General features: G+C 57.3%; 12 protein-coding genes. 9 read left to right on the top strand and 3 right to left on the bottom strand.

Annotated elements, in window-relative coordinates; genetic code table 11:
* Positions 1–5: 5 nt before the first annotated feature.
* Positions 6–584, bottom strand: coding sequence for a lytic transglycosylase domain-containing protein (locus ACR3EG_RS12240; RefSeq protein WP_480496570.1), 579 nt, complete (start codon positions 582–584; stop codon positions 6–8).
* Positions 585–791: 207 nt separating this feature from the next.
* Between ACR3EG_RS12240 and ssb the strand changes: the two genes are divergently transcribed.
* Positions 792–1,298, top strand: a complete 507-nt coding sequence (gene ssb, locus ACR3EG_RS12245; protein WP_353393025.1) for a single-stranded DNA-binding protein — start codon at positions 792–794, stop codon at positions 1,296–1,298.
* A gap of 18 nt (positions 1,299–1,316) precedes the next feature.
* Positions 1,317–2,387, top strand: coding sequence for a site-2 protease family protein (locus ACR3EG_RS12250; protein ID WP_480496082.1), 1,071 nt, complete (start codon positions 1,317–1,319; stop codon positions 2,385–2,387).
* Here ACR3EG_RS12250 and aroB read toward each other — a convergent pair whose 3' ends face one another.
* Both aroB and ACR3EG_RS12260 read right to left on the bottom strand, forming a co-directional pair.
* Positions 2,388–3,500: a 3-dehydroquinate synthase gene (aroB, locus tag ACR3EG_RS12255; RefSeq protein WP_170750846.1), complete on the bottom strand. Its 1,113-nt coding sequence runs from the start codon at positions 3,498–3,500 to the stop codon at positions 2,388–2,390.
* Complete coding sequence (locus ACR3EG_RS12260) at positions 3,501–4,088, bottom strand: shikimate kinase (RefSeq protein ID WP_480496084.1); 588 nt, start codon at positions 4,086–4,088, stop codon at positions 3,501–3,503.
* 79 nt (positions 4,089–4,167) lie between these two features.
* Here ACR3EG_RS12260 and ACR3EG_RS12265 point away from each other — a divergent pair, with 79 nt between their 5' ends.
* The 7 genes from ACR3EG_RS12265 (at position 4,168) to ACR3EG_RS12295 (ending at position 13,487) form a co-directional block, all read left to right on the top strand.
* Entirely contained in the window at positions 4,168–4,317 is a 150-nt protein-coding gene (locus tag ACR3EG_RS12265) for a hypothetical protein (RefSeq protein ID WP_170352987.1), read from the top strand.
* The gene (locus tag ACR3EG_RS12270; protein WP_480496086.1) at positions 4,307–5,830 is read left to right on the top strand and encodes a hypothetical protein; all 1,524 of its coding nucleotides are present in this window, start codon (positions 4,307–4,309) and stop codon (positions 5,828–5,830) included. Before ACR3EG_RS12265 ends, ACR3EG_RS12270 begins: the two co-directional genes overlap by 11 nt.
* Before the next feature lie 2 nt (positions 5,831–5,832).
* Complete coding sequence (locus ACR3EG_RS12275) at positions 5,833–6,786, top strand: tyrosine recombinase (protein ID WP_353393442.1); 954 nt, start codon at positions 5,833–5,835, stop codon at positions 6,784–6,786.
* A gap of 63 nt (positions 6,787–6,849) precedes the next feature.
* A complete protein-coding gene (locus tag ACR3EG_RS12280) occupies positions 6,850–8,157 on the top strand; it encodes an HlyC/CorC family transporter (protein WP_480496088.1) in 1,308 nt (435 codons plus the stop codon).
* Positions 8,158–8,249: 92 nt separating this feature from the next.
* Complete coding sequence (locus tag ACR3EG_RS12285) at positions 8,250–10,667, top strand: GcvT family protein (protein ID WP_480496090.1); 2,418 nt, start codon at positions 8,250–8,252, stop codon at positions 10,665–10,667.
* Positions 10,668–10,698: 31 nt separating this feature from the next.
* Positions 10,699–11,292, top strand: coding sequence for a nucleotidyltransferase family protein (locus tag ACR3EG_RS12290; RefSeq protein WP_480496092.1), 594 nt, complete (start codon positions 10,699–10,701; stop codon positions 11,290–11,292).
* Positions 11,293–12,050: 758 nt separating this feature from the next.
* Positions 12,051–13,487, top strand: coding sequence for a Do family serine endopeptidase (locus ACR3EG_RS12295; protein WP_480496094.1), 1,437 nt, complete (start codon positions 12,051–12,053; stop codon positions 13,485–13,487).
* Positions 13,488–13,591 lie beyond the last annotated feature (104 nt).

Below are 13,591 nucleotides of genomic sequence, written 5' to 3' on the forward strand. Positions count from 1 at the left end.
TAAGGTTAACTTCCCCAGATTACACGAACGTAGTTCTGCGTCTCTTTGTAAGGCGGCACGCCACCATGTTTTTCAACGGCTTTTGGTCCCGCATTATATGCCGCCAACGCAAGGCGCCAGGATTTAAACTTGCGGTATTGCCAAGACAGATAGCGCGCACCGCCTTCCAAGTTCTGTTTCGGATCGTGCGGGTTTACGCCTAGCAGCTGCGCAGTCCCCGGCATAAGTTGGGCAAGTCCCAACGCGCCCTTATGCGAGACGGCTTGTGGATTCCATCCACTTTCCTGTTGAACAAGTCGCAGGAACAGATCTTCAGGAACGCTGTGCTTTCGTGCTGCTTCACGCGCGAGCGCAACATATTCACCTTTGTATTTTCCGGTATAGCGCTGAACGAACTGACGTTTAGGGGTTTTCGGTTTCAAACGCTCGGAATCCCTGTACTGCGTCGCAGCACGCGTATCCAAAACCTTGGATTGTTTAAGAAATATATCCTTGCGGCTTTTGGTCGACAGAGTATCAGCCGCAGCTGGGCCCGAAACCAGCGCGAGAAAAAGAACTGAAAAACCACTCACCAAAAACCGCATTAACGCCAGTCCTGCATTTTCACGAACCCGATTGAGTATAGGTATTTCAGCCAATAATGAAAGCATGGTTAATCCAGCCTTGGTAAATTCCTGCTTATCTCAATACCTATCAACTGTGTTTTAACCATGACGCAGGCCGTATAGGGTCGCAGTGAGAATTGGCGTCAGATTCGGACGCATACTGTTAGATAAAGAACGGGGACGTATATGGCAGGCTCAGTCAACAAGGTCATTCTGGTAGGAAATCTCGGTCGCGATCCTGAAGTGCGCTCGTTCCAGAATGGTGGCAAAGTGTGTAACCTGCGTATCGCCACTTCCGAGACCTGGAAAGACCGCAACACCGGCGAGCGCCGCGAGCGTACCGAGTGGCACTCGGTCGCCATTTTCTCGGAGCCTCTGGCACGGATTGCCGAGCAATATCTGCGTAAAGGCAGCAAAGTGTATATCGAAGGCCAACTGGAAACCCGGAAGTGGCAGGACCAATCGGGTCAGGATCGCTACTCGACCGAAGTTGTCTTGCGTCCCTACCGGGGCGAGCTGACCCTGCTTGATGCCCGAGGCGAAGGTGGCGGTGGCGGCGGCTATGGTGGTGGCCAGTCAGGTGGATATGGCGGCGGTCAGGCTGGCGGCGGCTATGGTGATCCGTACGGCGCACCATCCAGCGCTCCTGCCCCGGCCTCTAGCGGAATCGACGACGACGAGATTCCGTTCTAAGTAAAACGGAGACATATCATGACATGGTCCTTCTCACTCGGCCGGATATTGGGGTCGGAATTGAGGGTCCATGTCACCTTTTTCCTACTGCTCGCCTGGGTCGGTTTCGCCGCCTACTCCAACGGAGGCCTCGAGGCAGCCGTTGAAAACCTGATTTTCGTGTTGGCGTTGTTTGCCTGTGTGGTCGCTCATGAATTTGGCCACGCCCTGATGGCAAGGCGGTACGGGATCAAGACTCCGGACATCACTCTGTTACCAATCGGCGGTTTGGCGCGTCTCGAGAGGATGCCGGAAAACCCGGTGCAAGAGGTCTGGGTCGCTTTGGCAGGCCCCGCGGTGAATATCGTGATCTGGATCGTTTTGGTCTTGCTTGGTGCCAACATGCCGATTGAAACGATGGCGCAGATTGACAGCACGACGCCGGGCCTGATGAACCGTCTGGCCTATGTGAACCTGCTGCTGGCTGTGTTCAACATGATCCCCGCCTTTCCAATGGATGGCGGGCGCGTGTTCCGCGCTTTGTTGTGCCTAAAAATGGACCGGGTCAAAGCCACAAGGGTCGCTGCGTTAGCTGGTCAGGCGGTTGCGGTGGGGTTTGGCTTTCTGGGTCTCAGCACAGGAAATCCGCTGCTGGTCTTGATCGCAGTGTTCGTCTTCGTTGCCGCCAATGCAGAAAGTCAGGATGTGACCATGCGCGCAGTCGCGCGGCAGGTACAGGCGCGCGACGCCATGATTACCGAGTTCCACGCGCTATCACCAAACGACACGCTAGCGACCGCCGCCCAAGCTGTTATTCACACGACGCAACACGAGTTTCCGGTACTGTCTGACGGCGGCGAATTACTCGGCTTTGTCACGCGCAACCGACTGTTTGCCGCGCTTGCTGATGAAACGCCCAGGTTCAACCCGGCAACGTCAATCATGGAGACGGACGTTCCAACAGTCCGCCTGAGCGACGGGCTTGAGGCGGTGTTGGACGGGCTGCACAAAGGTGCTCCAGCCATTGCGGTCTGTACACAGACGGGCGCAATGGTCGGATATATCACGCGCGAAAACATCGGCGAGTTGATGGTGATCCGCAGCCGCTGATCAGGCTGTTGCCAGCGCGTCCTGAAGCACCGACAATACAGCGTCGCGCGGCACATCCGATGTGACGAACGCCTGGCCAATCCCGCGCGCCAGAATGAACCGCAACTGGCCGTCTATGACCTTCTTGTCCTGCGCCATCAGATTGACCAAGGCCTCGGCCCCCGGAAGCTCTCCGGGAATGTCGGCGAGGTCGGTCTTCATCCCCATCGCGCGCAGATGCGCCCGCACGCGGCTTGGGTCTTCTTGGGAACAGAGGCCCAGACGAGAGGACAGCTCAAAGGCCAGCGCGCAGCCGATGGCCACGCCTTCTCCATGCAACAGGCGGTCCGAATACCCAGTCGCAGCCTCAAGCGCATGACAGAAAGTGTGACCCAGATTGAGCAAGGCGCGATCGCCCTGCTCGGTCTCGTCCCTTTCCACGATATCAGCTTTCATTTGCACAGAACGGGTCACTGCACGCACACGTGCTGCCATATCACCACCCGAGACCTTGGTTCCGCTTTCTTCAAGCCACTCGAAGAAATCGGCGTCACCCAGCAGCCCGTATTTGACCACCTCGCCATATCCGGACAAGAAATCCCGATCCGTCATTGTGCTCAGAACCGAGGTGTCGGCCAACACCAGCGAAGGCTGATGGAACGCCCCGATCAGGTTCTTACCCTGTGGCGCGTTGATGCCGGTCTTGCCCCCGACGGAACTGTCCACCTGCGCCAGCAGCGAGGTCGGGATTTGCACGAACCGAACACCGCGCCGCAAAACGGCTGCGGCAAAGCCCGCAAGGTCTCCGATCACGCCACCGCCAAACGCGATGACAACATCCCGGCGCTCGACCTTCTCGGCCAGCAGCCATTCGACCGCGCGTTCAAAGTGAGGCCAGCTTTTGGTGGCCTCACCCGCAGGCAGGGCCAATGCCGACATCTCGATCCCCGCCGAGGCCAACCCATCGCGCAGCGCATCCAGATGCAAGGCAGCCACATTTTCATCGGTCAAAACGGCGACCTTGGGCCTGTGAAGCAGCGGAGCGATCCGTGTCCCGGATTGCGCCAGCAGATCCGGTCCTATTTCGACGTCATACGAGCGCTCGCCCAGTTCAACATGTACGGTTTGGTGCATTTAAGTCCGTTCCAAAACATCGGGTCGTGTCAGCAATGCGTCTACAACCCGGTCCACCATATTATCTATCGAGATTTCCCCGTCCGACGTAACCGTCAGATCCGCTTGCGCATAAACCGGTACGCGATCCTCATAGAGGGCACGCAATGTCGCATAAGGGTCTGCGGTGCGCAGCAAAGGGCGCGTGTCCTTGTGCTTGACCCTGTTCCACAGCACGTTCAGATCGGCCCTGAGCCAGACCGATACGCCCCTCTTTGTGATCATCTGGCGGTTATGCCCGGCCAAGAACGCCCCCCCGCCCGTTGAAAGGATGCCTTTTTCCTCGTCCAGAAGCCGCCCGATCACCTGACTTTCCTTGTCACGAAAGAACGGCTCGCCGTCGCGTTCGAAAATCTCGGGGATGGTCATGTTGGCCGCCGATTCGATTTCGGCATCACTGTCGAGGAACGGAACCGCCAATCGTGCCGCCAAAGCGCGGCCGACCGCGGTCTTTCCCGCCCCCATCATGCCCACCAGAACAACCGTTTTGTGCAATAGAAGGCCCGGAGCACGGGCTTTCGCATCGGTATTATGCTTAATTTCGCTCATTTCAACGTGAATGACGTGATCTTAAGAAAAATGCCAGCTATAACTGGGACAAAACAGAAAAATGAGGCGATGTTGAGCGATGGGCCGTCTGATAAAATTCCTGATATATCTGATCTGCCTGTGTTTTATCGGGTTGGTGGGCTACGCGTATCTAGGTCCTTTCTTTGGCGTTGATTTTTCGGCCCCGCAGGAAGAAGTGCGCGAGCCGGTCATTCTGAATGTGGATTAAGGCCGCAGCGGCTGCGATGCTGCTGGCCAGTACGGCACAGGCGCAGCAGGAACCTTTATCTGTGATCGACTGGCTGAGCCAGCCACCGGACAACCTGCCCGGCACTGTTCTGTTGGAACCGCCTATATCGGATACCGGGCTGCAACCGGGTGTGGAAGTCACTCCGCTTGAGGCGTTGTCCCAGCCCTTGGGATTGGTGTCGTCGTCGGTGACAGGCCTTCCGGTGGATGTGTGGCAAAACAGCGATCCCGCACGGTTGGCGGAACTGATCGGTCACGTGCCGGTCAAATACAACCCGGCCATGCAGCGTCTGCTTTTCACTCTATTGCTTACAGAAGCTCGTGCACCATCCGGACCCGATGCCGAGGAGACCTTGCTGCTGGCGCGGCTGGACCGGTTGATGCAGCTTGGCGCAGCTGATCCCGCGCAGTCTCTGGTTCAACTTGCTGGCCCAACGGACAGCCGCGACCGGTTCCAACGCTGGTTTGATGCCACCCTTCTGACCGGAGACGAAGATAGAAGTTGCACAGCGCTGATCGCGCAACCGCATCTGTCACGGGACTACGCAGCCCAGATATTCTGCAAGGCCCGGCGTGGCGATTGGACCTCAGCCGCGCTGACGCTCGAGGCAGCTCATGCGTTGCAGATTCTTCCGGAAATGGACCTTGCCTTGCTCGACAGGTTCCTCAGCCCCGAACTGTTCGAAGACGCCGAATACCTACCGCAACCCGAGCGCCCCGACCCGCTTACATTCCGACTGTATGAGGCAATTGGCGAGCGCTTGCCCTCGACTTCGCTGCCGCGCGCCTTTGCCAATGCCGATCTGCGCGATGTGGCCGGATGGAAAGCACAGATCGAAGCAGCCGAACGGCTGACTCGCGTCGGTGCTTTGACGCCCAACCAGTTGCTTGGGCTATATACCGAACGCTCTCCGGCTGCATCCGGAGCGGTCTGGGACCGCGTCGCCGCCGTTCAACGTTTTGAAAGTGCGTTGGACTCCGGTAAAGTCGGCGCGATCGCGCAGTCCCTGCCCACCGTGTGGGAGCAGATGCGAAGCGTGGGGCTTGAAGTTCCATTCGCCGAGCTTTTTGCGAACCGGCTGTCAAAAGTCACATTGACCGACCCAGCCGCCGAGGAATTGCGCTGGCGTATTCTGTTGCTGTCCGACTTTTACGAAACCGCTGCCCTGACTGTTCCTAACCAAGCGGAAGAGAACCAGTTCCTCGCCGCTTTGGCTCAGGGTGATCCCGGGCGCGCGCGCTCTCCATCGCCTTTGGCAGATGCTGTCGCGCAGGGTTTTGCCTGGGCCGCGCCCGTTCCCGCCGATATCGACCGTTTGCTAAGCAACGGACAACTGGGTGAAGCCGTCCTTGAGACGATGGAGTTGTTCGCACATGGGTCACGCGGCAACCTCGTGGACCTTTCGGCCGCCATCGCAACCCTGCGGAGGGTCGGTCTTGAAGACACGGCCCGTCGCGCTGCGCTGAACCTTTTGATCCTACAGGGCACGTGACCATGGTAGCCCCGGCCTCGCACGACCTTTGGATTTCAACCTTTCTTCAGGCGCAAGCGGCCGAGCTTGGGGCGTCACCCAATACATTGCTGGCCTATGGGCGCGACCTGAAAGACTTCGCCGCGTGGCTCGAGCGTCGAAAAACCACCTTTGATCAGGCGGACCGCGACAGAATCGAACGTTATCTGATCGATTGTGACGCGCAGGGATTGTCCCAATCCACCCGCGCAAGACGGCTATCCGCAATCAAGCAGCTTTACCGTTTTGCATTCGAGGAAAGCTGGCGTGAAACCAACCCCGCCATCCAGATAAAAGGACCGGGTCGCCAAAAACGCCTGCCGAAAACCCTGGACGTGCCGGAAGTTGACCGTTTGCTGCAAGCCGCGCGTGAAACTGGTCGCACCGAAACCGACCGCATCCGCAACACTTGTTTGATGGAAGTTCTTTATGCAACCGGCATGCGCGTGACCGAATTAGTCTCGCTGCCGGTGTCTTCCGCACGGGGTGACCCACGAATGTTGTTGGTTCTGGGTAAAGGTGGGAAAGAGAGGATGGTGCCGCTGTCGCCCCCAGCCCGCGAGGCGCTGGCGCTATGGCTGAAAACGCGGGACGAGGCCGAAGACCAATTGGTGGCCGATGGCGGGCAAAGGTCGCGGTTCCTGTTTCCCTCGCGCGGCAAATCAGGTCATCTGACGAGACACATGTTCTTTCACCTGATCAAAGAGCTTGCGGTTCAGGGCGGCGTGTCGCCAGAAAAAGTCACTCCGCACACGCTGCGTCATGCGTTTGCCACGCATCTGTTGGCAAACGGGGCCGATCTGCGATCGATCCAGACGTTGCTGGGTCACGCCGATGTCGCGACCACGGAAATCTACACGCATGTATTGGACGAACGCCTTGCCGAATTGGTGTTGGAGCATCACCCGCTTGCCAAAGAGCCGCAGGACAAAGGCTAACCCCTTGATCCGCCGGGGCCGCGCCCCCATAACGAATGAAGCAACACCAACCCACAAGGACCAATGGAACCCTCACCCTCTATGATCGACGGCGCATTCTGGTTTACCACAAGCGCTATTCTGCTTTTGCTTGTCCTGTCGGGCTTTTTCTCGGGTTCTGAAACAGCATTGACCGCCTCATCGCGCGGTAAGTTGCGGGCGCAGGCCGACAAAGGGTCTCGCGGCGCACAAAAGGCGCTGGATATCACCGACGACAACGAACGTCTCATCGGCTCGGTCCTGCTTGGCAACAACCTGGTCAACATCCTGGCGGCATCTTTGGCGACTGCTTTGTTCACCAAGCTGTTCGGGGAAAGTGGCGTGGCTTTGGCGACGCTGGTGATGACCCTTCTGGTGCTGATTTTTGCCGAGGTGCTACCAAAAACCTATGCCATCACAAACGCCGAAAAAGCGGCATCTTTGGTGGCACCCATTATCAGTGTCGTTGTCACCGTATTCTCGCCTGTTGTGGCAGCAGTACGTCTGTTGGTGCGCGGCGTTTTGCGCCTCTTCGGCGTTCGGATCGATCCCGACAGCAACATTCTGGCTGTCCGGGAAGAGATCGCCGGTGCATTGCAACTGGGGCACTCGGAAGGTGTGGTCGAAAAGGAAGACCGCGACCGAATTCTTGGCGCGCTCGATCTGGGTGACCGCGCGGTTGAAGAGATCATGCTGCACCGCTCGAACATCGAGATGATTGACGCAGACGACGCGCCTGAGGCGATCCTTCAACAATGTCTGAAAAGTCCTCACACCCGCCTGCCGGTCTTTCGGGACGAGCCCGAGAACATCGTGGGCGTCGTCCACGCCAAGGACCTGTTTCGGGCCATGTATGCCCACGCCGGGGATCGCGAAAGCCAGCCGAACCAGTTAGAGAGTTTCGATATCTCGAAGGTGGCCAACGATCCGTATTTCGTACCCGAAACCACCACTCTTGACGATCAGATGCGGGAATTCCTGCGGATGCACAGCCATTTTGCGCTGGTCGTGGATGAGTATGGTTCGCTGCGCGGATTGATCACGCTCGAGGATATTCTGGAAGAGATTGTTGGTGAGATCGCGGACGAGTTTGATCTGGAAGAAGATGTCCCCGTCACGCGCACAGATGATGGTCAATATCTGGTTGAAGGCGCGATGACGATCCGTGACGTGAACCGGGCAATGGATTGGTCCCTGCCGGACGAAGAGGCAAACACCGTCGCGGGTCTTGTCATTCACGAGGCGCAGATGATCCCCATCGTAGGTCAGGTCTTTTCCTTCCACGGCTTCCGTTTCGAGGTCACAGCACGCGAGGGTAATCGGATCACCGAGCTCAAAATCCGACCGTTGTAACGAACAATCCGCGACACCTCGTGTCGGGAACGGAACAGTAAACCCGCCCCGGCCCTTGCAGGTTCGGGGTAAATTCGGATGGAGGCGAGGACGTGAAGACGACAACGCAAGTGGCAGTTATCGGTGGCGGCGTCGTCGGCTGTTCAGTCCTTTATCACCTGACCAAGCTGGGATGGTCCGACGTCATGCTATTGGAACGCTCGGAACTTACCAGCGGGTCCACGTGGCACGCGGCGGGCGGGTTTCACACGCTGAACGGCGACACCAATATGGCCGCGCTGCAGGGCTATACGATCCGCCTGTACAAAGAACTGGAAGAGATTACCGGCATGTCATGTGGCCTGCACCATGTTGGCGGGATCACTTTGGCGGACAATCAGGATCGGTTCGACATGTTGTTGGCCGAACGCGCCAAACACCGCTTCATGGGGCTGGAAACCGAGATCGTCGGACCGGATGAAATCAGGAAAATTGCGCCAATTACCAATACGGACGGCATAATAGGCGCGCTTTATGATCCCCTGGACGGGCATCTGGACCCATCCGGCACAACTCATGCCTATGCCAAGGCTGCGCGCATGGGTGGGGCCACGATTGAAACCCATTGCATGGTGCACGAAACCCTGCAACGGCGGGATGGCACTTGGGATGTGGTCACCGACAAGGGCATCATTCACGCGGAGCACGTGGTGAATGCAGGCGGCCTATGGGCGCGCGAGGTCGGGGCGATGGCGGGCGTCTATTTCCCGCTGCACCCGATGGAGCATCAGTATCTGGTCACCGACACAATCCCTCAGATAGAATCCATCATTGATGCGGGCGGAGAGCATCCGCATGTGATGGACCCAGCCGGAGAAAGCTATTTGCGGCAGGAAGGGCGCGGGCTTTGCATCGGGTTTTATGAACAGCCTTGCAAGCCTTGGGCCGTAGATGGCACGCCTTGGGAGTTCGGACATGAACTACTGCCCGACGACTATGACAAGATCACCGATAGTATCGAGTTCGCCTATCGCCGCTTCCCGGTCCTTGCCGAAGCCGGGGTGAAATCGGTAATCCACGGGCCGTTCACCTTTGCGCCGGACGGGAACCCTCTGGTCGGCCCCGTCCCCGGGTTGCGCAACTACTGGTCTGCCTGTGGTGTAATGGCGGGCTTCAGCCAAGGCGGTGGCGTGGGTCTGACGCTGGCGCAATGGATGATCGAAGGCGAGCCCGAGCGCGATGTCTTTGCCATGGACGTGGCCCGGTTCGGCGACTGGATCAGCCCCGGCTATACTCGCCCCAAGGTGATCGAGAACTATCAGAAACGCTTTAGCGTTTCCTACCCTAACGAAGAACTGCCCGCCGCGCGCCCCAATCGAACCACGCCGATGTATGACATCTTCACCGATCTGGGGGCGGTCTGGGGTCAGCAATACGGGCTCGAGGTCCCAAACTACTTCGCCCAGCATGGCGAGCCCGAGTATGAGACACCTTCATTCCGCCGGTCTGACGCATTTGCGGCCACTGGACGCGAGGTACGTGCGGTGCGCAATGCAGTGGGTATCAACGAGGTCCACAACTTCGGCAAATACCGTATCACCGGCCCTGATGCGCGAACATGGCTTAATCGGATCATGGCCGGGCGTATCCCGCAGTCTGGTCGCCTATCACTGACGCCGATGCTGTCACCCAAAGGCAAGCTGATCGGGGATTTCACCGTATCTTGCCTGGATGAGACCGAGTTTCGCCTGACCGCGTCTTATGGCGCGCAAGCATTTCATATGCGGTGGTTCCTGCAGCATCAGGAAGGCGATGTTCACATCGAAAACATCAGCGATCGCCTGAACGGGTTTCAGATTGCTGGCCCCAAGGCCACGGAAGTTCTAGCGGCGTGTACCCGAGACGACCTCTCGGACCTGCGTTTCATGGATGTCCGCCGAGTGACCTTCGGCATGACTGACTGTATCGTGCAACGTGTAAGCTACACCGGAGATCTGGGTTACGAGATCTACTGCGATCCGATGGCGCAGCGGCAGCTTTGGTGGACGCTCTGGCAAGCCGGAGAGCCGCTCGGCATGACACCTTTCGGTATGCGGGCGATGATGAGCCTGCGTCTGGACAAGTTCTTTGGGTCATGGATGCGAGAATATTCGCCCGACTACACCCCAGGTGAAACCGGGTTGGATCGGTTCATTTCATTCTCGAAACCTGATGATTTCATAGGACGTGCCGCCGCAGAACTAGAGCGCTCGGAAAAACCTGCGCGCAGGTTGGTTTCCTTCATCGTTGATGCCGAAGACGCCGACGTGAATGCTTATGAACCGATTTGGCTGCAGGGCGAGGTTGTGGGCTTCTGCACCTCGGGTGGGTATTCCCACCATGCGCAACAATCGGTTGCTTTGGGTTTCCTTCCTGTTGAACACATCGCGGAGGGAACAGAGGTCGAGATCGAAATTCTTGGTCAAATGCGTAAGGCCCGGATGGTGTCGACGCCTTTGTTTGATGGTGACGGAACCCGAATGCGGGGATGACATCAGCCAGCCAGAACGTCATTCTAGGCACATGAAAAAAATACCAATTATCTTGCTGGCTGCCGGTCAGTCCAAGCGCATGCGTGGACAGGACAAATTGCTGCAACAAGTGGACGGCATGACCCTGATGCGCCGATCTGCGCTAACTGCAATGGATGCCGGAGAGGTGTTCGTCGCGCTGCCCCCAAGGCCACATGATCGGTATGCCGCATTGGACGGGCTGGATCTGCACAGGATCGAGGTTGTCGATGCAGCGGAAGGGATGAATGCCAGTTTACGCCGTGCATTGGCTCAAATCCCAAGCGATGCCCCGGCGGTCATGGTTTTATTGGCCGATCTGCCCCAGATCACAGCGCAAGACCTAACCGCAGTCTTGTCCGCCGTGATTGATCACCCCGAACACCTGATTTGGCGTGGAGCCACAGCCTCGGGTAAGCCCGGTCATCCGGTGGTTTTTGACCAAAGTCTGTTTTCCGAGCTTAACACCCTGTCCGGTGATGCAGGAGCTCAATCCGTTGTGCGTGCCCATTTTGACAAGGTTTTCTTGCTGCCCCTGCCCGGCGAACATGCGCTACTGGATTTGGACACACCCGAGGATTGGGCAAGATGGCGCAATCAACGTTAAGTCAAAAGTAACACGGCCCGGTCTTTCCAGACCGGGCCGGTACCCAAAGCGGGACTACCACGTTTCACACGTTCCATAAGCGCAGCCAAAAATGCCTGTAGCACCTTGGCTATTCCGCTGCCGAACCTAAACAAGACCCCCTCGTTAACATGCCGCTGAGCGCTTCTGGTAACAGTGACGAGCTTTTGGCACCCCCTAGTGCCATCAGCTTCCCCTCGCTTGGGCATGCCTATCGTCACCGATCCGCCCCTCGCAAACAACGCTAAAACAGGAATTTCGGTTAATTTTCGACATATCAGAATGGTTTTTCCGCAACATCCCTGAAATCGGCAATCTACCTAAAGATGTTTATTAACCCCCGATGAATGCAGGGAAATTCGAATATGATCAGATCTATATGAAAATTGATTTATGTTGTTCATGGTTGTTTGCGCTTCAGTGGTCTCTTCACGAGAACGAAACACAACCTAAAGGAGATCTCAGGGAATGTAAAAAACCCCTTGCATTATTTGTTATCGAATTTGTCTCAATTCTTCACTTTTCTCTTTCCGGCCCCTCATTGGGAAACAATTTGGAAGATTCGCTGGTTTGATTCGTCCCGTTTTGCACCTTCCATCCATTCAGATCGGCGAATAAGACATCCGATTTATGGCAAAATTAAGATTTCTTAACCTTTGTTAAAGGAAATGATCAGACTGGTGCCGCATCTGCTGTCTTAACGCGCGACCGCATCCGCGTGATATAAACAGGAGACCAAAATGAGCATCCGAAAATCTTCTCTTCTCATGCCGCGCACAACCAGTTGGGTTGGCGTCAGCGCCCTAAGCGCCGCGCTTCTTGCGACGACCGCCCTGCCCTCCAAGGCAGACGAAGCGCTGGCGGATCTGGTCGAGACCGTATCGCCGTCTGTCGTGACCATTGTCGCGGAACAGAAAGCGCGCCAGATGCCGACCCAGGGACAGAACTTTGATTTTGAAGGACATCCGTTCGGTGAATTTTTCAAACGTTTCGGCGCGCCTGAAGGCTTCGATGCACCGCAACGCGGTCCGGCACAGGGTCTGGGATCGGGATTTGTACTTGATGAGGCAGGCTACATTATCACCAACCACCATGTCGTCGACAATGCCGAGTCTGTGACCGTCCGCCTAAGCGACGACCGCACGTTCGAGGCCGAAGTCATCGGGACCGACCCTTTGACGGATATCGCCGTGCTCAAAATCGACGCGGGTGAGGACCTGCAAGCCGTCGAACTGGGCGACAGCGATATTATCCGTGTGGGCGAAGATGTTGTCGCCATCGGAAACCCGTTTGGGCTCAACTCGACCGTGACTACGGGGATCGTTTCGGCCAAGGGTCGCAACATCTCGCAGGGGCCATACGCCGAATTCATCCAGACGGATGCCGCGATCAACAAGGGTAACTCGGGTGGACCTTTGTTCAACATGGATGGAGAGGTCATTGGGGTGAACTCGGCCATTTACTCGCCAACCGGCGGATCGGTGGGCTTGGGCTTTGCAGTAACGTCCAACATCGTGGACCACATCGCCTCTGATCTGCGCGATGACGGTCAGGTTAGCCGCGGCTGGTTGGGTGTCTCGATCCAGAATGTAAGCCCCGAAATCGCCGCCGCGATGGGTATCGATGCATCAACCGGCGCGCTGGTGTCTGACGTGGTTGATGGCAGCCCGTCAGAGGGTATCCTCAAGCAGGGCGACGTTATTCTGACGTTCAACGACGAAACCGTCGAATCCAGCAGCGACCTGCCAATTCTTGTTGGAACAACCAAGGTTGGTACCGACAGCACTCTGACCGTTCTGCGTGACGGCAAGGAACAGCAGCTTGAGCTTACCGTCGGCCAGTATCAAAGCGCCTCGGTCGACATCGACACGTCTGTTGACGATGCGATCGAAGGCACTGCTCTGGGTGTAACAGTTGCCCCACTGACCGATGCCAACCGCACCGAGATGGGGCTAAGCGAAAACGTCAGCGGTGTTTTAGTCACCGCGCTTGAATCCGGTAGTCCAGCCGCGAAAGCCGGACTGCAACGCGGTGACGTGATCGTAAAACTGGGTAGTCAGAACACAACCACACCGGATGCGTTGAAGGCTGCACTGGACAGCGAAAAAACCGGCCCCGCGTTGGTTCTAATCAACCGAGCAGGCAACCAGATCTTTGTTGCGGTGGAAATCGCCTGATCTGACACCCGCGCGCGCCACGTGATGGGGAATATCTGGCGTGCGCCTCCCCGGCGGGATGATTTGTCCGCTCTCCGTCGGGACTGCCGGGTGCGCAACGACGC

This window comes from Ruegeria sp. AM7, from assembly GCF_056535965.1.